This window comes from Stenotrophomonas sp. LMG 10879 (assembly GCF_002750935.1).
GTDB classification, from domain to species: domain Bacteria; phylum Pseudomonadota; class Gammaproteobacteria; order Xanthomonadales; family Xanthomonadaceae; genus Stenotrophomonas; species Stenotrophomonas lactitubi_B.
Window position 1 is genome coordinate 336,523 of the sequence record NZ_PEJT01000004.1, and the last position, 21,299, is coordinate 357,821.

The 21,299-nt window shown below is 66.9% G+C and carries 22 protein-coding genes; 7 read left to right on the top strand and 15 right to left on the bottom strand.

All coding sequences use genetic code 11. The features are described from left to right. Positions 1–355 precede the first annotated feature (355 nt). The 4 genes from CR919_RS08485 to CR919_RS08500 form a co-directional block, all read right to left on the bottom strand. Positions 356–1,672, bottom strand: a complete 1,317-nt coding sequence (locus CR919_RS08485; RefSeq protein ID WP_099819631.1) for an ABC transporter permease — start codon at positions 1,670–1,672, stop codon at positions 356–358. 13 nt (positions 1,673–1,685) lie between these two features. Continuing rightward, on the bottom strand, positions 1,686–2,843 hold the full coding sequence (locus CR919_RS08490; RefSeq protein ID WP_099819632.1) for an FtsX-like permease family protein: 1,158 nt from the start codon (positions 2,841–2,843) through the stop codon (positions 1,686–1,688). Positions 2,844–2,857: 14 nt separating this feature from the next. After that, positions 2,858–3,547: an ABC transporter ATP-binding protein gene (locus tag CR919_RS08495; RefSeq protein ID WP_025878346.1), complete on the bottom strand. Its 690-nt coding sequence runs from the start codon at positions 3,545–3,547 to the stop codon at positions 2,858–2,860. Positions 3,548–3,649: 102 nt separating this feature from the next. Then, on the bottom strand, positions 3,650–4,897 hold the full coding sequence (locus CR919_RS08500) for an efflux RND transporter periplasmic adaptor subunit (protein WP_099819633.1): 1,248 nt from the start codon (positions 4,895–4,897) through the stop codon (positions 3,650–3,652). A gap of 202 nt (positions 4,898–5,099) precedes the next feature. Here CR919_RS08500 and CR919_RS08505 point away from each other — a divergent pair, with 202 nt between their 5' ends. From CR919_RS08505 to CR919_RS08520, 4 genes are read left to right on the top strand one after another with little or no spacing between them, the layout of a single operon-like run. Next, the gene (locus CR919_RS08505) at positions 5,100–5,996 is read left to right on the top strand and encodes an ABC transporter ATP-binding protein (RefSeq protein ID WP_099819634.1); all 897 of its coding nucleotides are present in this window, start codon (positions 5,100–5,102) and stop codon (positions 5,994–5,996) included. Further along, entirely contained in the window at positions 5,993–6,775 is a 783-nt protein-coding gene (locus tag CR919_RS08510) for an ABC transporter permease (RefSeq protein WP_099819635.1), read from the top strand. The genes CR919_RS08505 and CR919_RS08510 overlap by 4 nt, the downstream gene beginning before the upstream one ends. Before the next feature lie 6 nt (positions 6,776–6,781). Next, positions 6,782–7,996: a sensor histidine kinase gene (locus CR919_RS08515; protein WP_099819636.1), complete on the top strand. Its 1,215-nt coding sequence runs from the start codon at positions 6,782–6,784 to the stop codon at positions 7,994–7,996. Continuing rightward, positions 7,993–8,595 carry a response regulator transcription factor gene (locus CR919_RS08520; protein ID WP_099819637.1) on the top strand — a complete coding sequence of 201 codons (603 nt, stop codon included), beginning with the start codon at positions 7,993–7,995 and terminating at the stop codon, positions 8,593–8,595. Before CR919_RS08515 ends, CR919_RS08520 begins: the two co-directional genes overlap by 4 nt. 528 nt (positions 8,596–9,123) lie before the next feature. Here the strand turns inward: CR919_RS08520 and CR919_RS08525 are convergent. From CR919_RS08525 to CR919_RS08570, 10 genes are all read right to left on the bottom strand, one after another. Beyond that, complete coding sequence (locus tag CR919_RS08525) at positions 9,124–9,660, bottom strand: cytochrome b (RefSeq protein WP_099819638.1); 537 nt, start codon at positions 9,658–9,660, stop codon at positions 9,124–9,126. After that, positions 9,657–10,763 (bottom strand): catalase family peroxidase, encoded by a 1,107-nt coding sequence (locus tag CR919_RS08530; RefSeq protein ID WP_099819639.1) that lies wholly within the window; start codon positions 10,761–10,763, stop codon positions 9,657–9,659. Before CR919_RS08530 ends, CR919_RS08525 begins: the two co-directional genes overlap by 4 nt. A 169-nt stretch (positions 10,764–10,932) precedes the next feature. Beyond that, complete coding sequence (locus CR919_RS08535; protein ID WP_099819640.1) at positions 10,933–12,300, bottom strand: leucyl aminopeptidase family protein; 1,368 nt, start codon at positions 12,298–12,300, stop codon at positions 10,933–10,935. A gap of 3 nt (positions 12,301–12,303) precedes the next feature. Further along, positions 12,304–13,032 carry an HAD-IA family hydrolase gene (locus CR919_RS08540; protein WP_089241387.1) on the bottom strand — a complete coding sequence of 243 codons (729 nt, stop codon included), beginning with the start codon at positions 13,030–13,032 and terminating at the stop codon, positions 12,304–12,306. A 68-nt stretch (positions 13,033–13,100) separates the two neighbouring features. Continuing rightward, positions 13,101–13,568: a hypothetical protein gene (locus CR919_RS08545; protein WP_099819641.1), complete on the bottom strand. Its 468-nt coding sequence runs from the start codon at positions 13,566–13,568 to the stop codon at positions 13,101–13,103. Positions 13,569–13,661: 93 nt separating this feature from the next. Beyond that, entirely contained in the window at positions 13,662–14,768 is a 1,107-nt protein-coding gene (locus tag CR919_RS08550; RefSeq protein ID WP_099819642.1) for an AI-2E family transporter, read from the bottom strand. A gap of 67 nt (positions 14,769–14,835) precedes the next feature. Then, the gene (locus CR919_RS08555) at positions 14,836–15,279 is read right to left on the bottom strand and encodes a protein sip-5 (RefSeq protein WP_099819643.1); all 444 of its coding nucleotides are present in this window, start codon (positions 15,277–15,279) and stop codon (positions 14,836–14,838) included. Beyond that, entirely contained in the window at positions 15,276–15,746 is a 471-nt protein-coding gene (locus CR919_RS08560; RefSeq protein WP_025878358.1) for a phage holin family protein, read from the bottom strand. The genes CR919_RS08555 and CR919_RS08560 overlap by 4 nt, the downstream gene beginning before the upstream one ends. A gap of 8 nt (positions 15,747–15,754) precedes the next feature. Further along, entirely contained in the window at positions 15,755–16,117 is a 363-nt protein-coding gene (locus CR919_RS08565) for a hypothetical protein (protein ID WP_025878359.1), read from the bottom strand. A 102-nt stretch (positions 16,118–16,219) separates the two neighbouring features. Beyond that, complete coding sequence (locus CR919_RS08570; protein ID WP_099819644.1) at positions 16,220–17,653, bottom strand: Do family serine endopeptidase; 1,434 nt, start codon at positions 17,651–17,653, stop codon at positions 16,220–16,222. Between the two features lie 490 nt (positions 17,654–18,143). On the opposite strand from CR919_RS08570, the gene CR919_RS08575 reads away from it, so the two are divergent. Both CR919_RS08575 and CR919_RS08580 read left to right on the top strand, forming a co-directional pair. Next, complete coding sequence (locus tag CR919_RS08575) at positions 18,144–19,058, top strand: histone (RefSeq protein WP_099819645.1); 915 nt, start codon at positions 18,144–18,146, stop codon at positions 19,056–19,058. 137 nt (positions 19,059–19,195) lie between these two features. Next, positions 19,196–19,894 (top strand): hypothetical protein, encoded by a 699-nt coding sequence (locus CR919_RS08580; protein WP_099819646.1) that lies wholly within the window; start codon positions 19,196–19,198, stop codon positions 19,892–19,894. A 15-nt stretch (positions 19,895–19,909) separates the two neighbouring features. On the opposite strand, the gene CR919_RS08585 is transcribed toward CR919_RS08580, so the two are convergent. Continuing rightward, positions 19,910–20,269, bottom strand: coding sequence for a DUF1428 domain-containing protein (locus CR919_RS08585; protein WP_099819647.1), 360 nt, complete (start codon positions 20,267–20,269; stop codon positions 19,910–19,912). Positions 20,270–20,547: 278 nt separating this feature from the next. Here CR919_RS08585 and CR919_RS08590 point away from each other — a divergent pair, with 278 nt between their 5' ends. Next, positions 20,548–21,120: an Ax21 family protein gene (locus tag CR919_RS08590; RefSeq protein ID WP_025878364.1), complete on the top strand. Its 573-nt coding sequence runs from the start codon at positions 20,548–20,550 to the stop codon at positions 21,118–21,120. Positions 21,121–21,299: the final 179 nt, after the last annotated feature.

The following is a 21,299-nucleotide window of genomic DNA, read 5'->3' on the forward strand; positions in this document are numbered from 1 at the left end:
ATGCGAGTGGGCATGCATCCATCCACGCATGGCGTGGATCTACTGGATCCCGCACGCGCCACATCGGTAGATCCACGCCATGCGTGGATAGCCGCGCAGTAGATCCACGCCATGCGTGGATAGCCCACAGTAGATCCACGCCATGCGTGGATAGCCGCGCAGTAGATCCACGCCATGCGTGGATAGCCGCGCAGTAGATCCACGCCATGCGTGGATAGCCGCGCAGTAGATCCACGCCATGCGTGGATAGCCGCGCAGTAGATCCACGCCATACGTGGATGGCGCGCAAAACGAAAAAGGGACGGAGCCTTCGCTCCGTCCCCTGCGCAACGCTCATTCCATCAATGCGTGGTGCTCAGGTCTCGCGCAGTGCCGTGGTGATCGGCAGCCGTGCCGCACGCAGCGCCGGGAACAATCCACCCACCAGGCCGATGCCCAGCGCCCACTTCAGCCCGCTCCACAGCAGTTCCGGCGAAACATGGAACTTGAACACCACCGCGCTGAAGTTGCTGCCGATGGTGGACACGCTGTAGCCGTTGAACAACAACCACGCCACCGCACACCCCAACAGGCCACCCAGCAGCGCCAACAGCATGGTTTCCAGCATCACCGCAGTCACCACCGGCAGGCCGCGGAAGCCGATCGCACGCATGGTGGCGATCTCGCGCGCGCGCGTGGCCACGGCGGCATACATGGTGTTGAGCGCGCCGAACACGGCGCCTACGGCCATGATGGTGCCGATCACCTTGCCGAGGATGTCGATCAGTTTGGTTAACCCGCCACCCTGCTTGCTGTAGTAGACACGCGTGGTTTCCACGTCCAGCTTCAGGCGCGGATCGGCGGCGACCGCGGCCTTGAACTGCTCGAAGCCGGCCTTGCCATCGGTGCGCACGCTGATCGACTGCCAGGCACTGCGCTGATAGGTGGTGGCCAGCGTGTCGGCGTCGGTCCACAGTTCCGAATCATGCGCATCGCCGGTGGCGAACACACCCACGACCGTCCAGGTCTGGTTGCCCAGGGTGAGCGTCTTGCCAACGTCCATGTCGCGGAACTGGCTTTTGGCACCCTGGCCGACCACGATCTCGCGCAGGCCGGCGGCGAACCGGCGGCCTTCGACGATCTTGACCTTGTCATGCACGGCCCAGGCCTGCGGGCCGACGCCGCGGAACTGCGCGTTGACGTCGGTACCATCGGCCTTGGACACCAGGTTGACCACCTGCGACAGCTCCGGCGACAGCAGCGGTCGCCCCCGCGCATCGCGGGTGATGCCGGGCAGCGTGGACAGCGTAGGGACCTGTTCGCGGGTGATGACCGAGTTGGTCTCGGCCTGCGAACCGCCGCGCAGCACGATCGCGGTGGTGTCATCGCCGGTGTTGTTGAGCGTGGCCTGGAAGCCTTCGCCCATCGCCAGCATCGCCACCAGCACGCCGACGACGCCGGCGATGCCGACCACGATCACCGAGGACGCACCCCAGCGCTGCGGCAGGCTGGCAATGCCGATGCGGGTGGCGGCCAGCGCCAGCCGTCCACTGCGGGTGAGCGCCAGCCACAACCCCACCAGCACCGCGATGGCCAGCACGCCGATCCACGGCAGGCCGATCCACACGGCCAGGCCGACGGCCAGCAACAGCACGGTCACCGCGTTTCCCAGCCACTTCTTGAGCTTGTTCATGTCGGTGTCCTCTTCAGCGGCCGGCGAGCGCGTCGACGATCTTCAGGCGCTTGGCACGCAGTGCGGGCAGCAGCCCGACCACGATGCCGATCACCACGATCAGGACGATGCCCACCAGCCAGGTCGGCGTGGGAACGTGCGGTGGCAGCATGCCCATGCTCTTGGGGCTGATGGCCGGCAGGATCAACGCCGCCAGGCCCATGCCGAGCAGTCCACCGAGGCCGATCAGCAGCACCGATTCGACCATCACCAGGGTCAGCACGGTGCTGTCCTTGAAGCCCAGCGTCTTCAGCGTGGCCAGTTCCGGAATACGCTCGCGCACCGCCTGGGCCATGGTGTTGCCGGTCAACAGCAGCAGGGTGAAGAACACCGCACCCATGATCGAGGTGACGATCATGCCGATGTCGGCGAACTGCTTGACGAAGGCCTGCTGGAACGCCGACTCGGTCTGGGTCTTGGTTTCGTGGTCGGAGTTGGCCGAGATCGCATCGATGGCCTGCGCCACCCGCGACGACTGATCCGGGTTGTCCAGCGTCACCGTGTACCAGCTCACCTGGTTCTTGATGTAGTCGTTGGATTCATCGAAGTACTTCCAGTTCATCATCAACTGGCGTTCTTCATTGGCCGCCAACGCGCGATCCTTCGAGCGGTAGATGCCCTTCAGTTCCAGCGGCCAGTCGTTGCTGCCGCCACGCGGGAAGATGGTGGCCTGCAGCGGGATGGTGTCACCGACCTTCCAGCCGAACTGCTTGGCCAGCGTCTCGCCGACGATCGCACCGGTGCGGGTCTGCTGCCAGTCCTGCAGCTGCGCCGGGTCGATCTGCAGTTCGCGGTAGACATCGAAGTAGTTCGGCGCCACGGAGAAGTTGGGGAAGAAGTTCTTCGGGTCCTGGTAGATGCCGCCGAACCACATGCCGTAGGTGACATCGCGCACGCCACTGACCTGGCGGATCTGCGCTTCCAGGCGGATCGGCAGCGACTGGGTGATCGACAGGCGCGAGGCTGTCACCAGCCGGTTGGCACCTTCCACACTGCCACCGGACGAGAACGCCACGCGGACCGAGTCGAGCATGCCGAACAGCAGGAACGCGGCCACCACCGACAACAGGGTCAACAGGGTGCGGGTGCGGCTGCGGAACAGCTGCGCCCATACCAACGAGAAGTATTTCATCGCTGTGGCCTCCGTCAGTGGGCCAGCGGGGCGTCGGCCAGCTCGCCCTTGTCCAGGTGCACCGTGTGGGTGGCGTACTCGGCGGCCTTCGGGTCATGGGTGACCATGATGATGGTCTTGCCGTGTTCGCGGTTGAGCTGCTGCAGCAGGCCCAGGATCTCTTCGGCGGACTGGCGGTCGAGGTCGCCGGTCGGTTCGTCGCAGATCAGGAAGGTCGGGTCGGAGACGATCGCGCGGGCGATCGCCACGCGCTGCTGCTGGCCGCCGGACAATTCGTTGGGGCGATGGCTGCGGCGGTCGGCCAGGCCGACCAGGGTCAGCGCGATCTCCGCGTTGCGCTTGCGCTGCGCCGCGCTGAGGTGGGTCAGCAGCAATGGCAGTTCCACGTTCTTCTGCGCGGTCAGCATCGGCATCAGGTTGTAGAACTGGAATACGAAGCCGACGTGATGGCTGCGCCACGTCGACAGCTGGCCGCCGCTCATCTGGTCGATGCGCTCGCCTTCGATGCTGATCTCGCCGCCCGTGGGGTTGTCCAGCCCGCCGATCAGGTTGAGCAGGGTGGTCTTGCCGGAACCGGACGGGCCCATCAGCGCGACGAAATCGCCGCTGGCGATATCCAGGTCGATGCCGTGCAGCACCTGCACTTTCTCGGGGCCACGCTGGTAGGTCTTGGTGATGTTGCGCAGTGAAACCAGGGTCGACATGGGTGGTTCTCCACGGAAGGCGGGAAACGGGGAAGCGCACCGGCGGAGGCCGCAGGCGTGCGTCGAGCGGTGCTGCCGGCGGCGCCCGTGGGCGCCAGACCGTTACTGCGCTTGTTTCTGTTGCACCTTGGCGCCATCGCGCAGGGTGTCCGGCGGGTTGACCACCACCGACTCCCCCGCGCTCACGCCCTTGAGGATCTGGCGGTCCTTGCCCATCGCCTGGCCGGCCTCGACCGTGCGCTGCTGCACGCGGTTCTGGTCACCCAGCACGAAAGCCACCGAGACGCCCTCGCGCTGGACCACGGCACCGCCCGGCACGCGAACGCCTTGTGGCTTGCTGGCCGCCTGCGGCTGCGCCTGTTCCAGGAAGCTGACCCGCACGCCCATCTCCGGCACGATGCGCGGGTCTTTCACTTTCAGCGCCACCCGCACCTTCACCGTGGCCTTGCCGCGGTCAGCGGTGGGAATGATGGCAATCACCTCGGCCGGGATCTTCCAGTCCGGATAGGCGTTGAGCGTGGCTTCCACCGGCATCTTCGGCTGCACGCGGCCAATGAACGCTTCGCCGACCTCGACTTCGATCTCCAGCGATTCCATGTCGACGATGGTGCCGATGCCGGTACGGGTGAAGCCGCCGCCGGCCGACAGCGGCGAGACGATTTCACCGGGCTGCGCGGCCTTGGCGGTGACCACACCGGAGAACGGCGCGCGCACGATGTTGTTGTCCACGCCGAGATCGGCGATGGACAGCTGGTCGTTGGCCACCTTGACGTTGCGCCGTGCGGTTTCCAACTGCGCACGCAGGCTGTCACGCTGGGCCACGGCCTGGTCGTACTGCGAACGCGAGACCAGTTGCTGGCCGACCAGTGCCTGCAGGCGGCTGGCCTCGGCGGCGGCTTGCTTCTGCTGGGCTTCCAGGCCAACCACCTGGCTGCGTGCGGCCTGCAGCTGCGAGGCATACAGGCTGCGCTGCGCGTCGGCATCGATCGGGTCCAGGGTGGCCATGACCTGCCCCTGTTCCACCCGCATGCCTTCTTCGATCATCACCTCGCGCACCTTGCCGGTGATCTTGGCCGACACCGTGGCCATGCGCCGGGCGACGACGTAGCCGCTGGCATCGAGCACCGAACTGCTGGCGCTGCCCTGCTGGATGGCCACGGCCGGCGCGGTGTCCACTTCCACGGTGGGCGCGCGGCCGAACAGGGCGAATGCACCGCCGGCCAGCAACACGATGATCACGACCACGGCGATCCACAGCCAGCGGCGGCCACCACTGCCACCACTGGAGGCAGGCGGCGGCGACTTGCGGTCGATACGGAGTTCCTTCAACAGCTCGGCAGAAGCGTTCATTCGTTCCATCACAGGCGTTCGGGCGGGTGTGACCGGAAGGGCAGGCAGCGGCGGTTCCGGCGGTGGAGCGTGCGGCACAGCATGAAGGCAGGTGCATCGGCGATGGCAGTGACAGCTGTCATCCGATGTCATTGACGGCGGCAACTGCGAAATGTGACCACGGCGGCACAGGATGGCAACGTCCCCGCTACCGGTACTGCCCATGGATCCGATCGCTCCGCCGCTGGCCCGCCTGCAGCAGGTGCAGGTGCGTTACCGCGACCATACCGCCCTGCACGGCATCGACCTGCAGGTCCGCGCTGGCCAGGTACTGGCCCTGCTGGGCCGCAACGGTGCCGGCAAGAGTACCGCGATCAGCGTGCTGTTGGGCCTGCGCCGCGCCGACGGCGGCCAGGTCGAGCTGCTGGACGGCGATCCGCAGCAACGCGATCATCGGCTCGGCCTCGGCGTGATGCTGCAGAGCACCAGCCTGCCGCCGATGCTGCAGGTGGATGAACTGGTGGCGCAGGCCAGCGCCTGCTATCCGGATCCATTGCCGCTGGGCGACGTACTGCAGCGTGTGGGCCTGCAGGGCCTTGCCCGGCGTCGCTATGGCCAGCTGTCCGGCGGGCAGCAGCGCTGCGTGCAGTTCGCCATTGCCATCTGCGGCCGCCCGCGCGTGCTGTTCCTCGATGAGCCCACCACCGGCCTGGACATCCAGGCGCGGCAGGCGATGTGGCAGGCGATCCGGCAACTGGTGGCCGAAGGCTGCGGCGTGCTGCTGACCACCCACTACCTGGAAGAAGCCGAGGCGCTGGCGCAACGGGTGGTGGTGCTGGAGCAGGGCAGGGTAGTGGCCGATGCGCCGCTGTCCGAACTGCGCCTGGCCGACCGCCCGCGACGCATCCGCTGCCGCAGCACGCTGGCCGCCGATGAGGTGCAGCACTGGCCCGGCGTCCAGCAGGTGCAGCGCGATGGTGAACATCTGCAGGTGCTGGCCAGCCCGGCCGAGCCGGTGGTAGCCCGGCTGCTGGCCACCGATGCGCAACTGCGAGAACTGGAAGTACAGGGCGCGGCACTGGCCGACGCCTTCCTCGACCTGACCCGGGAGGCCGCATGAACACCTTGACCCGTCCCACCGCCGCCGGTGCAGCGCCTTCCGCCTGGCTGCGTGCCCTGCGTCCCTATCGCGCCGAACTGCAGGCCGAGCTGCGTCGCGCCTGCCGCTCGCCGTCGTTCGTGCTGCCCTCGCTGTTGTTCCCGGTGCTGTTCTACCTGTTGTTCGGCGTACTGCTGGGCCGTGGCCACGCGCCGGTCTATCTGCTGGCGACCTACTGCGTGTTCGGCGCGATGGCGCCCTCGCTGTTTGGCTTTGGCGTGCAGCTGGCGCTGGACCGCGAAGGCGGTCTGCTGACCCTCAAGCGCGCACTGCCGCTGCCTGCCGCAGCGCCGCTGCTGGCGCGGCTGGCAATGGCCCTGCTGTTCGCGGTGCTGATCGCCGCAATGCTGATGGCGGTGGCGTGCCTCTTCGGCGGCGTGCAGCTGCAGGCGGTGCAGGTACTGCAGCTGCTGGCCGTGGCGGCGTTTGCGGCATTGCCGCTGGGGTCGATCGGCCTGCTGATCGGCAGCCATGTCGGCGCCAGCGCGGCACCGGCCATCGTCAACCTGGTCTACCTGCCGCTGGCCCTGCTGTCCGGGCTGTGGCTGCCGTTGTCGGCATTGCCGACGGTGTTTTCGACGCTGGCGCCGCTGTGGCCGACCTGGCACCTGGCGCAGCTGGCCCTGCCCATTCTTGGCCAGCCGGCGCGTGGCGATACCGTTGGCCATCTGCTGGTGTTGCTGGGTGTGAGTGCGGGCGCACTGCTGCTGGCGCGTCGCCGCCTGCGCCGGGTCGGCTGAACTGGCATGATCGGCAGCGATCGTCCCCGCCTGGAATCCTCCGTGCCACCGAGCTGGCTTGCGTCCCTGCTGCGCCCCGCACCGGATTCGGCAGTGGCCGAACTGCTGCGGCGAGGCAAGTCGCCCTGGAGTGGCGCGATCCATCTGCTGTGGTCGGTCTGGATCTTCCTCACCCCGGTGCTCGGCAATGGCTTCACGCTGCGCTGGTTGTTGCTGACGCTGGCCAGCTATCCGTTGTTCCTGCTGTTCTATGCCAAGGTGATGCTGGCGCCACGGCACCACGCCTGGCGCTACGCGCTGGCCATGATTGCGATGGCCCTGGTACTGCTGCCGTGGTATCCGTCGGGACTGAGCTACTTCGTGTTCGGCTGCGTGATGATCCGCATGAGCAGCCGCGGCGGCTGGTGGGTGTACCTGTTGCAGCTCACTGGCCTGAATCTGCTGTTCTGCAGCACCGCGCTGTACTTCGGTTATCCGTGGCAGGCCATGGTGTGGATGCCGGCGGTATCGTTCATTGTCGGGCTGGTGGTGAACGTGGAGGCCTTGAGCCATCAGCGCGACGTCGCCCTGCAGCTGTCCCAGGATGAGGTGCGGCGCCTGGCGACCACCGCCGAGCGCGAGCGCATCGGCCGTGATCTGCATGACCTGCTGGGGCATACGCTGTCGTTGATCACGCTGAAGCTGGAACTGGCGCGCAAGCTGTACGACCGCGATGACGCGCGTGCCCGGCAGGAAATCGGTGAAGCCGAGGACATCGCGCGCGAGGCGCTGGCACAGGTACGCAGTGCGGTCACCGGCATCCGCGCCAGCGACCTGGCCGGCGAACTGGCCTCGGCTCGCCTGCTGCTGGAATGCCAACAGGTACACCTGCAGTACATGCCGCCGCCGCCGATGCCAGTGGAGGTGGAGCGTGGGCTGGCACTGGTGCTGCGCGAGGCGGCGACCAACATCGTGCGCCACGCGCAGGCGACCCGGGTGCAGGTGGATTTCATGCTTGAGGACCGACAGTTGGCAATGCAGATACGCGATGACGGCCGTGGCGGCGTGCAGGCCGAGGGCAACGGACTGTGTGGCATGCGTGAGCGGGCAGCGGCGCTGGGTGGCCAGTTGACGCTGCAGTCGCCACGCGGGGAAGGCACGCTGCTGACCGTGCGCGTGCCCCTGGTGGCCGCGACTACGCCGCTGTCGCCGGCATCGCTGGCACAGGGAGGCGCGGCATGATCCGCATCCTGCTGGCCGAGGATCAGGCGATGGTGCGTGGCGCATTGTCGGCGCTGCTGGGCCTGGAACCGGATATCGAAGTACTGGGCAGTGCAGCCGACGGCGAAGCCGCCTGGCGCATGCTGCAGCAGCTGCAGCCGGACATCCTGGTCACCGACATTGAAATGCCCGGGTTGAGCGGGCTGGAGCTGGCCCAGCGCATCGCCCGCCATGAACTGCCGATCAGGGTGGTGATCGTGACCACCTTCGCCCGCGCCGGTTTCCTGCGCCGTGCGCTGGAAGCGGGCGTGCTGGGTTATCTATTAAAGGATGCACCGGCAGAGAACCTGGCCGAGGCGCTGCGCAAGGTGAAGCAGGGGATCCGCGCGATCGACCCGCAGCTGGCCCTGGATGCCTGGTCGCAGGCCGACCCGCTGACCGACCGCGAGCGCCGCGTGCTGCGCCTGGCGGGCGAGGGCCGCACCGCCAGCGAGATCGCCGAGCAGCTGGGGCTGTCGCACGGCACAGTGCGCAATTACCTGTCCGAATGCATCGGCAAGCTGGGCGTGGCCAACAGGATCGAGGCGTATCGGCTGGCGCGGCAGAAGGGGTGGTTGTAGGGATCATTTCCGCGACCGCGGGGAGGTGTCACTTTCTTTGCTCGTGCAAAGAAAGTAACCAAAGAAACACGCCGCCAGGTCGCGAGCCGGTGCTGCGCACCGGTGCCTTGCGCTTCTCGGTGAATCAGGGGACGGCGCCGAACTCGCTGCGCTCAGACATCGGCGCCTCTACGCCCCTGATTCCCCTGCGATGCTCGGCTCGCTAGAAGGCGGACCCAACGTCAAACGCCAGACCTGCACCCAGTAGATCCACGCCATGCGTGGATGCTGTCGCTGTTGCCCTCCCGTCCGCCTTGAGCGAGCCGAGCACCGCAGGTCCGGCGAGGGCGCAGAGGCGCGGGTGTCTGAGCGCAGCGAGTTCCCGCGCCGTCCCTCGACGGGCCGAGGAGCGCAGGGCACCGGCGTGCGAAGCACGTCGGCTCGCGACCTGGCGGCGTGTTTCTTTGGTTACTTTCTTTGCACGAGCAAAGAAAGTGACACCCCCCGCAGTCGCGGAAACGATCCGCCGGGAACTCCCGGCGAACCCTTTCAATCCTTCCCGCGTGCCATCGCCTGGAACACGCCATCGCGGCGCACCCACAGGTGGAACAACGCCGCACCCACATGCATCAGCACCGTGGCGAACAACACATAGGCCAGCAGGCTGTGCGCATTGCGCAGCGCGGCGTACAGCGCCGGGGTGTGCGGCACGATCGGTGGCAGGTGCAGGCTACCGCCCAGCACGATCGGGTAGCCGCCGGCCGACAGCATTGCCCAGCCGATCAGCGGCATCGCCAGCATCAACGCGTACAGCATCCAGTGCGAGGCCTTCGCCGCCAGCACCTGCCACGCCGGAAGATCTGCCGGCAGCGGCGGTGGGCGATGGCGCAGGCGGTTGTACAGGCGCAGCACCACCAGCAGCAGGATGGCGATGCCCAGCGGCCGGTGCAGGTCGATCAGCAGGGGGCGCAGGTGCAGCGAGGCGACCATGGTCACGCCGATGAAAAGCATCGCGATGATCATCAACGCCATGGACCAGTGCAGCACCCGGGCAAGCAGGTTGAAGTGGCCGTTGCCGGTGTTCATTGCGCAGCCTCCTTCGGTTGCTCGACGTTGCCGCTGGCGCGCTCGCGCTCGCGACGGTTGAACGACTGCGAATACACCGCAGAGCGCGCCGCCAGGATCGGGTCATCACTGCCGCGCACGCCGCTGGGCACGATCAGCGGATCGAAGTTGAGCTGGCCGCAGGCACCTTCTTCCTGCGACTGCATGCGGTCGAGGCTGAGCACGCCGGCCACCACCTGTTCGCGCGATTCCGGCCACGGCACCGAGGGATCATCGATGGCATCACCGGGCGCGGCCAGGCTGACCACCAGGTTCCAGCGCACCGGGCCGCTGGCCAGGCGCTGCTGCAGTTCCTGGCTGAGGAAATCGACGCTGGCCTGCTTGCGTGCGTCCGCATCCATCTCCACCACCGGTGCCTGCGGCTGCCAGCGCCAGCGCACCGCGCGCTTCTGCCCCTGTGCGTTGGTGAACCAGAAGCTGTTGACGCTGTTGAAGGTGGTGTTGGCCCAGCTGCTGGTCCACGGTGCGCTCTTGGCCCACTGCTGGAACGCCTGCGCGCTGGGGTATTTCGCCAGCACGGCGGCCATCTTCTGCGGGTCGGGCTTGCCGGTGGCCGGGTCCGGAATCTGCGCGCGGGTCTGCTCGTAGAAGGCTTCGGCGGTGGGCACGGCAAAGAACGGGAAGCTGTTCATCGCCATCCGCCATTCCTGGCCGTCATCGCCGACCAGCTGTACCGCGATGCTCCGGACGCGTGCGGTGTTGTCGGCGCCGTAGGGGTCACCGCCGCCGATCGACAGGCGGCCCATCACCGGTACCTTGGCCTGCGAGAACACCCGTGCACTGGACAGTGTGGGCGCCTGCGCGCTGGGTTCGAACCAGCCACTCACGCACACACCCTTGCTGTGCGCGCGGCGGAAGCCGGGATGCGCAGGGCCGGTGGCCTCGATGGTGTCGGTGAAGCGCTGTGCGGTCAGCCGGTCGCGGCCGATCCAGCCGGCCAACCAGGCGAAAGCGAGGGCGACGACGCCCAGGATCAGCGCGATCAGCGCGATCCAGGGCAGCGGTGAATGCCTGCGCGGTGACTGCGGCCCTTGGCCGGCACGGGTGTAGCGGAAGAGCGACATGGTCGGAGTCCTGCCTTCACGGACGTGTGGGTGGGCGACCACCACATCCTCGCAGAACCCGGCCGGGGCCGAAATTCAATTTTTCGTCAGATTTGCCGGGAATGCAGTGCCGACCAGGATCAGCACCCGCCCCGGCATCGGTAGCGCCGGGCCATGCCCGGCGGCTGCATCAGGCGTAACGCGCTTTCAGCATCGCCCAGGCCGAACGCAGGGCGAGGGCTTCGCCACCGGCCGGGCGGCCCGGGCGCTCGCCATCGTTCCAGGCGTACACGTCCAGATGTGCCCAGCGCTGGCCATCTTCCAGGAAGCGTTCCAGGTACAGCGCGGCGGTCACCGAGCCGGCCATGCGCGAACCGGCGTTGGCCAGGTCGGCGATGCCGCTGCTCAGGTAACGCAGGTAGGGGCGCCACAGCGGCATGCGCCAGACCGGGTCGCGGGTGGCGTCGCCAGCCTGCAGCCACTGCTGGGCAACCGTGTCATCGTTGCTGAACAGCGCCGGCAGATCCGGGCCCAGCGCGATGCGCGCGGCGCCGGTCAGGGTGGCGAAGTCCAGCACCAGGTCCGGCTTCTGCTCACCGGCGAAGGTCAGCGCGTCGCACAGGATCACCCGGCCTTCGGCGTCGGTGTTGTCGATCTCCACGCTCAGGCCCTTGCGGGTGGCGATCACTTCGCCCGGACGGAACGCATCCGGGCCGATCGCGTTTTCCACCGCCGGTACCAGCAGGGTCAGGCGCACCGGCAACTGCTGGGCCATCACCAGCCCGGCCAGTGCCAGCGCGTGGGCGGCGCCGCCCATGTCCTTCTTCATGTTGCGCATGCCATCGGCCGGCTTGATGTCCAGGCCGCCGGTATCGAAGCACACGCCCTTGCCGACCAGCGCCAGCGCCGGGTCCGTCTCCTTGCCCCAGCGCAGCACGATCAGCCGCGGCGCGCGGTGCGAGGCACGGCCCACGGCATGGATGGCCGGGAAGTTCTGCGCCAGCAGTTGGTCGCCGGTGATCGCTTCAACCTGCGCGCCATGCGCTTCAGCCAGTGCACGCGCGGCGTCTTCCAGTTGCTGCGGGCCCATGTCTTCGGTGGGGGTGTTGACCCAGTCACGCACGCGCAGGCTGGCGGCGATCAGGTCGGCCACCTCGCCGGTCGGTGCGGCAACCAGCTGGGCCGGCGTACGGTTGCGCTTGCGGTAGCGGTCGAAGCGGTAGCTGCCCAGGCCCCAGCCCAGCTGCAGCAGCGCCTGTTCGGCAGCCGGCAGTTCGCTGGCCAGCTGCCACACGCTGCCTTCCGGCAGGGCATGCGGTGCATGGGCGTAGCTGTAGGCATCGCCGCGATCGCCGATACCGATCACCGCGCCCGCCAGGCCATCGGCGCCGGGCAACAGGGCAACCGAATGCGCGCCGGCAGTGAACCCCTGCGACTTCAACCACGCCTGGGTTGCAGCGGACTGGCTGTTCTTCCACGCCTCGAACTGGCTGCGGTCCAGCACGTGCAACGGCAGCGCGGCGGTGGTGTCGGCGGTGAAACCAGTGATCTCGCTCATGCGTCAGGTACTCCGGGATTCGTCAGCGTCGGCGGCGTCGAGGTTGGCATCGAGCCAATCGGCCAGGCCGGTGAGGGTGTCGAACTGCAGGTCAGGCTGCAGCTGCGGATGGTTCCAGGTGGCCGCTTCGCGGTTGATCCAGCAGCCGCGCAGGCCGGCAGCCATCGCGCCGGCCACGTCCATCTCGACGTGGTCGCCCACGTGCAGCACCTGCGCCGGGGCGACGCCCAGGCGGTCGCAGGCGGCGTGGAAAATGCTTGCTTCGGGCTTGGCCGCGCCATGCTCGCGCGCGCCCAGCTGGAAGCTGAAGTGATGGGCCAGGCCGATCCGTTCCAGGTCGGCGTTGCCGTTGCTCAACGCGGCCACCGGCACCCGCGCGGCGATCCGCGCCAGAGCATCCAGCGCATCGGGGTAGCACTCCACCTGGTTGCGCGCCGCGTAGAACACTTCATACGCCGGTTCCAGAAGATCCAGGCTGGCGCCACTGTTTTCCAGCGCCTCCTGGATCGTCAGCCGGCGCAGCGCGCTCAGGTCGAAATGCAGGTGGGGGTTGTCGCGGAACGAGCGCTCGCGCAGTTCGCGCATGGCCGCCACCGGATACATCGCGGCGGTGGCGGGGCTGTGTTCACGCATCCAGTCGAACAGGACCTGGTCGATGCGGGCGCCGATCGGAGCGAACGGCCACAGCGTATCGTCGAGGTCGAGGGTGATGGCAAGGACAGGGAATTTCACCCCGCCATTCTACGCCTGCCCGCGCGCGCTTTCATGCGCGCGACGGGCAGGGGGCACTGCAGGGTGCGTCAGCGCAGGTCGTAGGAGCAGCTGATGGTGGTCTGGCCGTCGAACCGCCGCACATCCAGGTTGTGCCGGCCTACTTCCCGCGTGTAGCTGCCCGCCACTGGGTCGGACAGCTTCGCCAGTGCCGCGATCTGTTCGACGCTGGCGGTGCTGAAGTACGCGGTGAAACTGTCGACGCCATCCTCGCCGCTGTCGCCGTCGTAGGCCTGCAGGCGGTTCACTGGCTGGCCCAGCACCATCAGCGGCGTGGTCAACAGGAACTCACCGCTGGACTCCCCGTTTTCCGCCCGCAGCGGCGGCGGTGCCAGCAACTGGGCGATCGTTTCGAACTGCCTGGGGGTGAGGTGGCGCTGGCAGGTGACCGCTTCGACCAGCTGGGCACGCGCCTGCTCGACTGCCGGCGGCGTCGCGGCGAAAGCAGGGGTGGCAAGGCAGGCAAGGGCGAGGCAGCGTGTGGCGAACGAGGTCATCCGAACGGATCCATCCGAAAAAAGGGGGACTATTCTGCCAGTTCTGCCCTTGTTTCCGGCCCTGCCATCGGCGCGATCATTGTCCTGGCCAGCTCACTCCAGCAAGCGCGCCCAGCCCTGCATGCCCTCCAGTCGTGCCAGCACCAGCTTGATGCAGACCAGCAGCGGCACCGCCAACAGCAGGCCGATCATGCCCCAGGCCCAGCCGAAGACCATCAGCGCCAGGATCAGCACCAGCGGTGACAGTTTCATCTGCCGGCCAAGCACGATCGGCGTCACCATCTGCCCTTCCAGGGTATGCAGGGTCAGGTAGGCGGCCGCAGGCAGCAGCGCCTGCAGCGGGTCGCGGAACTCGACGAAGCCCATCAGCAGCATCAATGCCACGCCGAGCAGCGGGCCGACATAGGGCGCGAAATTCAGCAGCGCCGCCACGGTGCCCCACAGCAGGGCCTCCTGCAGGCCGATGCCCAGCAGCATCAGCACGCCGGCCAACAGCAGGCCGACCACGGTGTTGATCACGCTGATGGTCAACACGTAGCGCGATACCTCATGCTCGATCGAGCGCAGGATGTCGCTGGTGAAGCGCTGCTGCTGCCGGTTCGGGAACAGGGCGATCGCCGCGCGCTGCAGACTCTGGCCGTAGATCATGAAGAACAATGTCAGCAGCACGACGGCCAGCACCGAGGCGGCCAGCCGCGGCGCGCGCGTCAGCATGCGGTACGGATCGTCCAACTGGGTGCGGATCACCTGCACCTTGCGGTTGCCGTCGCCACCGGCCACGCGCGCGAAATTCTCCGCCGCCTGGTTGGCCTGCTGCACCGGCTTGGTCAGGTCCTGCACCTGGCGCGCGACCTTGCGCAGCTGCTGCGGTGCTTCCTGTGCCCAGTCCATCGCCGGGCCGATCAGCTGCACCGCCAAGGCGCCGGTCACGCCCAGTCCGGCGCCCAGCACCAGCAGGGCGCCAAGGGCGCGCGGAATCCACAGCTTCTGCAGCAGGCGCAGGATCGGGTTGCCGACCAGGGCGAAGAACATCGCCAGCAGCACCGGCAGGATGATGTCCTGTGCCGCCCACAGGGTGAACGCCACGGCCAGGGTCGCCAGTATCACCAGCGACATCGGGCCACGTGGGCGCGAGGCGGGAGGCAGCGGTGCGGGGGCGTCCGGCGCAGGCGACGGCGGGGACAACAGGGACTCGCTCATCGACGCACCGACCGGGAAAAGAAGCCCATTATCGACCCGCCGCGATCAACGCGGCGGGTAAGGATCATCAACGTTCGGACATCTCGGTGGCCGCTTCGGCCGGACGCGGCCCACGCAGCTCGGTGTCCACCGTGGGCGCCGGCTGCGCTGCCGGCCGTGCAGCTGCGGGCGCCGGCTGCTCGGCGGCCTCATCCGCCTGGTCGGCGGCATCGTCTGCGGTTTCCGCCGCCTGCGCCGCCACCACGGTGGCAAACGCGGCCTGTGCGCTGGCGAACAGGCTGGACACCGAACCTACCATCTGCAGCCAACGCGCACCGTTGACCTTGCCTGGAACCTCCAGCTTGCCGGCGATGAAACCGCCGGCCAGGCCGACCAGCACGATGCGCAGTGGTGACCAGCCCTGTCGCCAGACCTGGCTGAGTACGCCCCAGTTGTCCTGGGTCTCGCCGATGCGCACGGCCATCACCTGTTCGCAGCGCTTTACCCGCCGCTGCAGTGCACCGAACTTCATGGCTTGCCCTCCGGAATCTGCACGCCGGCATCGGGATCATCATCGGTGGGCTCATCGAACAGGCCCAACCGGGACAACTGGCGCCGGGTGGCGTGCATGCCGGTGTGGTGGAAGAAGTACGACACGCGCCAGATCGCATAGCCGGTGACGGCCAGGCTCAGCAACGAGGTGATCAGCAGTGCCTGCAGCCAGCTCAGGCCGAAGCTCTGCAGCAGGGCGATCAGGGTGGCGGCCAGCAACAACCAGGCCGAGGCGCCGAATACGATGGCGACGCCGGCCCAGGCCAACGCACGCCCGAACGCACTGCGTGCAAGCGCGAAGTCCGCCGACGCCAACCGGCGCAGCGAACGCAGCGAGTGCTTGGCCGAATCGGCGGTCGCCCGGCCGGCAGCGCCGACCTGGCGGATGCTCTCGTCCAACGGCGGCGTCGCCGCCGGATCCGGACGTTGCGTGGTGTCTTCGCTCACGCCGCAGCTTACTTGTCGCTGCCGCGGGCCAGCTTGGCGATGATCCAGCCGGTAGCGAAGGCCACACCGAACGAGGCCAGCGGACGTTCGCGGATCAGTTCAGCGGCGCTGTCGATCAGGTCCTTGCCCTTGTCCATCAGCGCATCGACCTGTTCCTTGGCGGCGGCACCACCGAACTCGGCGGCAGCCAGGCCCGACAGCGCGCTGTCGGACAGTTCAGCCTTGACGTTGGCCTTGCCGATGCGCAGTTCGTCGGTCGCGGCACCGGTAGCGCCCTTGATCGCACCGCCGGCAGCGCTGGCGGCCTGCTTCAGGTGGGAACCGGCTTCACCCAGGTGGTCCTTCAGGTTTTCGGTATTGGTGGGGCTCATCGAATCACTCCTGTTGCGATGGGGGAACGGGCGATCGGCTCAGCCGACCTGGACATACAGAGATAGCATCACGGGGGTATAGGGGGCGTTACGGCCAGGCGATCACCGCATCACCAACTGGCCCTGCTGTTGGCCATTGTTGCGCAGCACGCGCAGCACCAGGGTCGGCGGGCGCTGCTGGAAATTGGCGCGCCAGCTGGCCAGGTCGGCGAATTCGCCAACCGTGGCATCGGTGATGATGTCGCCCTGCTGCAGGCCATTGGTCGCCGCGCGGCTGCCACGCTTGACCTCGCTGACCAGCACCCCGCCTACGCCGGACTGGCGCAGCGATTCGGGCAGGTCGACGAAGCTGGCACCGGTCAGGCGCGGGTCCAGGCTCTCGCCGCTGACCACGCGCGCCTGTTCCTTCAGCGTGGCCTTGATCTGCAGCGGCTTGCCTTCGCGGCGAACGTCCAGGGTCAGCACGCTGCCCACCGCCGCCAGGCCTTCCACGTTGTGCAGTGCTTCGGCACTGTCCACCCGCTGGCCGTTGGCCGAGACCACCACGTCGCCCGGCTTCAGCCCTGCGGCGGCACCGGCCGAACCGGCCAGCACGCGGGTCACCAGTGCGCCACGGGTTTCGCCCAGGCCCAGGCCCTGCGCGATCTGCGCGCTCAGGTTCTGGCTTTCGATGCCCAGCGTGCCGCGCACCACCACGCCATGCTTGACCAGCTGGTCGACCACGCTGCGGGCCAGGTTCGATGGAATCGCCAGGCCCAGGCCGATGTTGCCGGCCATGCTGCCCTGCGGGTTGAAGCTGGCGGTGTTGATGCCCACCAGCTGGCCCTGCAGGTTGACCAGCGCGCCACCGGAATTGCCCGGGTTGATCGACGCATCGGTCTGGATGAAGTTCTGGTAGCCCAGCCCGCGGATGCCGCTGCGGCCCACCGCCGAGACGATGCCCGAGGTGACCGTCTGGCTGAAACCGAACGGATTGCCGATGGCGACCACGAAGTCGCCGACCCGCAGCTGGTCGCTGTTGCCCAGCTTGATGTCGGTCAGGTTCTGCGCCGGAATGCGGATCAGCGCGATGTCGGTGTCGCGGTCCGAGCCGAGGAACTCGGCCTTGACCGTGCGCCCATCGGCCAGTGTCACCTGCACGTCATCGGCATTGTCGATGACGTGGTGGTTGGTCAGCACCAGGCCTTCGGTGGCATCGATGATGACGCCCGAACCGAGTGACTCGTTGATCCGCTCCTGCGGAATGTCCGGGAACAGGCGGCGGAAGAACGGGTCGTTGAAGAACGGGTTGCGTACCCGCACCACCTGCTTGGTGTTGACGCTGACCACCGCCGGCATGGCTTTTTCCAGCATCGGCGCAAGCGATGGCACCGCCTGCCCGGCGACCGATGCCGGCAGCGCTGCGGTGGTAGGCAGTACCGCCGGCAGCGGAGCGGCATCGGCACGGTTGTCCAGGTGCGCGTTGAGGCCAGTGGCAACGAAGCCGCCGAAGGCAGCAGCGATTGCGAGCGTAAGCAGGGTGGGAAGCGGTCGCATGGGAGTCGGTTCGCAGGCTGGGATGGGGGCCGTTGACGCATACGGTAGAACAAGCTGAATGAGTGTGTCGCGATCTGGATAAATGCCCCATGAAAATCCGATCTCGCGCCGAGGGTGCCGGAGAGGTTCCGAACGCGCCGTATCGCTGTTCGCGACAGCCGCGCGCGAGCGCCACAAGGCAGGCCGACAGCGCCATGACACACCGCGACACTTGCGCAGTTCCGCGCATCCTGACCTTGCAATGACACTCATTGCTGCGCGGACGTGTTGCGGCGGCCAGTGCCTGTATCGGCATGCCGGCAACAGGCAAGCGGCGCAGCACACTGCTTAAAAAAAGGGATTTCCTGACTGCGCGGCGCGTCAGCCGCCGCCATCGCTTACACCAGTTGCGTCGCACCGGATGCGATTGACCGGCCGTGCCCGTTCCACGATAGCCATTGTCGGTATAGCATCGCCCCGTTTTGACAATCCAGGCCCCTAGGAGGGCAACATGAGCAACGGTAATGGTGTGTCGGTCGTGACCGACGCCGTCGAGAACGTGAAAGAAACCGCCACCAACGTCGGCGAGACCATCGCCCACGCCGCCGAAGACGCAGTGAAGTCGGTCAAGAAGACCGTCAAGCGCGCCAGCAAGGCTGCCACCACCCGCGTCGCCAAGGCCAAGAAGGTCGTGGCCAAGGTCGAGAAGACCGTTGCCAAGAAGGCCGAGAAGGCCGCCAAGTCGGTCGGCAAGACCGTTGCCAACGCCAAGAAGAAGCTGGAAGCGGCCAAGAAGAACGCCAAGGCCGAAGCGGCTGCCCTGAAGAAGGAAGTGGCCAAGAAGAAGGCGGCTGCCGGCAAGACCGTGACCAAGAAGGCTGCTGCTGCCAAGAAGACCACCAAGGCTGCCGGCAAGAAGGTCGCCACCGTGAAGAAGGCCGCCACCAAGAAGGTTGCGACCGCCAAGAAGGCTGTTGCCAAGAAGACCGCTGCTGCCAAGAAGGTTGTCGGCAAGAAGGTCGCGACCGCCAAGAAGGCTGTCGCCAAGAAGACCGTCGCCGCCAAGAAGGTTGTCGGCAAGAAGGTCGCGACCGCCAAGAAGGCTGTGGCCAAGAAGACCGTCGCTGCCAAGAAGGTCGCCGGCAAGAAGACCGTCGCTGCCAAGAAGGTTGTCGGCAAGAAGACCGTCGCTGCCAAGAAGGTTGTCGGCAAGAAGACCGCCGCTGCCAAGAAGGTTGTCGGCAAGAAGACCGCTGCTGCCAAGAAGGTCGTCGGCAAGAAGACCGCCGTCGCCAAGAAGGTTGTCGGCAAGAAGGTCGCCGCTACCCGCAAGACCGTGGCCAAGAAGGCTGCACCGCTGAAGAAGACCGTGGCCAAGAAGGCTCCGGCCAAGAAGGCCGTGCGCAAGGCTGCCAAGCGCAAGTAATCGCGCGTGGTTCGAAGGCCCTTCCGCTCATCGGGCGGGAGGGCCTTCTGCGTTTTCGGGGGCGCTCATCCGCGCCTGACGTGGATCTGCGGCAGCAGGCTGGGGCAAGATGAAGCTCTTCCGCAGGAGCCCTGACCATGCGCGGTATCGATTTCAGTTCCTGGCAGGGCGTGCTGTCCACCCTGGCTGGGTTGGTCCTGATCACCCTGCTCGGCGTGGGTATCCGCCTGCTGGTGATGCAGACCCTGCAGCAGCGCCGTGAACGCGAGAACCGCCAGATCAACGAGCGGCTGCGTACCCTGATGGCGGCCTACAAGACGCTGGGGGGTTCCTTCACCGGTGAGCTGGGGGTCGACCCGGCCCATCTGCGCGACCTGCGCCAGCGCGCCCATGAAGAAGGCATCGCCGAGCCGGGCTCGGATCGGGCCCGGCGCATCCGCGATGCGGTTGAAGCGGCGTTGTCGGACATCCTGCTGCTGGGCACCGACGAGCAGGTACGGCTGGCTGCGCGCGCGGCCAGCGAACTGGCGCAGGGGCGCCTGGTGCACACACACGAACTGGTGATCTCGCTGCGCGACTTCGTCCGCGAAGCGCTGGACCTTGCGCCGGTGCCGGCCGACCTGGAGATCCCGCCGCAGGGGCCTACCCGACCCGCAGGTAGCGGTGGCGGAAGTGGCAAGGGCCGCAACGAAGGCGAAGGCAAGGGAGGTCGCACCGGTGGCGTTGGCGGTGGCGGCGGCGGCATGGGCGCCGGAATGGGCGGGCTGGGTGTTGGCGCGGGTGCTGCGCTGGGTGCCGGCCATGCGGCCGGCGAGGATGAAGCGGGCACCCGCTGAGGACGCCCGCCGGGGTCAGCGCTTGAGTTCGAAGATCGGCTCGAATCCGCCGTAGATCATCCGCGCACCGTCGAACGGCATGGGATTCTTCGTCGGGTCCAACCGCGGGTCTTCCATCATCTTCTGCATGCCTGCATCGCGGGTGGCCTTGTCCGGCCACTCGATCCAGGAAAACACCACCGTTTCCTCCGCCGTGGCTTTCACCGCGCCAAAGAAGTCGGTGGTCTTGCCGTGCGGCACGTCATTGCCCCAGCACTCGACCACGCGCAGCGCGCCGTATTCGATGAAAACGGGATCACCTGCACGTGCATGGGCGAGGAACTTCTCCTTGTTGGCGGTCGGCACTGCCAGAACGAAACCATCGATGTAGCTCATCGCTTGCCTCCGGAATGGACCATGCCAGGTGCACGGCCTTCAATGAGTCGACGCTTCAGGGCGCGGAAAATCGACATCGATTGCTGCACCGTTGAATCGAAGCGCGTGCGCGTACCGCGCGCGTATGCCTGAGCCTTGCTGAATCAATGCAAAAAATTCAGCAATGCGAAGACCGCTGTTTTCAGGGAGCGTTGTGGCGAATAACGGAGAATTTACATTCCCGATGCGATGGCGCCCTGGCGCTGCTGCACACCATAAGAAAGTAAAGGTGTACCCCCATGAAGAATTCGCTGATTGCTCTGGCTCTGGCCGCTGCCCTGCCGTTCACCGCTTCGGCCGCCGAGAACCTGTCCTACAACTACGCTGAGGCTGATTACGCCAAGACCGACGTTGACGGCATCAAGGCTGATGGCTGGGGCGTGAAGGGTTCCTACGGCTTCCTGCCGAACTTCCACGCGTTCGGCGAATACAGCCGCCAGGAAGTCGACCACACCAACATCAAGGTTGACCAGTGGAAGGTCGGTGCCGGCTACAACGTCGAAATCGCTCCGTCGACCGACTTCGTTGCCCGCGTCGCCTACCAGAAGTTCGACCAGAAGCACGGCCTGGATTTCAACGGCTACAGCGCTGAAGCCGGTATCCGTACCGCGTTCGGCGCCCACGCTGAGGTCTACGGCCTGGTCGGTTACGAAGACTATTCGAAGAAGCACGGCGTCGACATCGACAGCCAGTGGTACGGCCGTCTGGGTGGTCAGGTCAAGCTGAACCAGAACTGGGGCCTGAACGGCGAGCTGAAGATGAACCGCCACGGCGACAAGGAATACACCGTCGGCCCGCGCTTCAGCTGGTAATTGCATCTACGGCGCGCCCGCGCGCTGTTCGTGCTGCAACAGGCCCGGCATTGCCGGGCCTGTTGCGTTGTGGGGAATCAGAACAGAGTCTGACTGCGATGCGGGCGTCATGTTGCATTGCAATGAATTGGATTCCGCCACAGCCAGTGGCGGCCTACGGTGGATATCCCGTGCTGCCG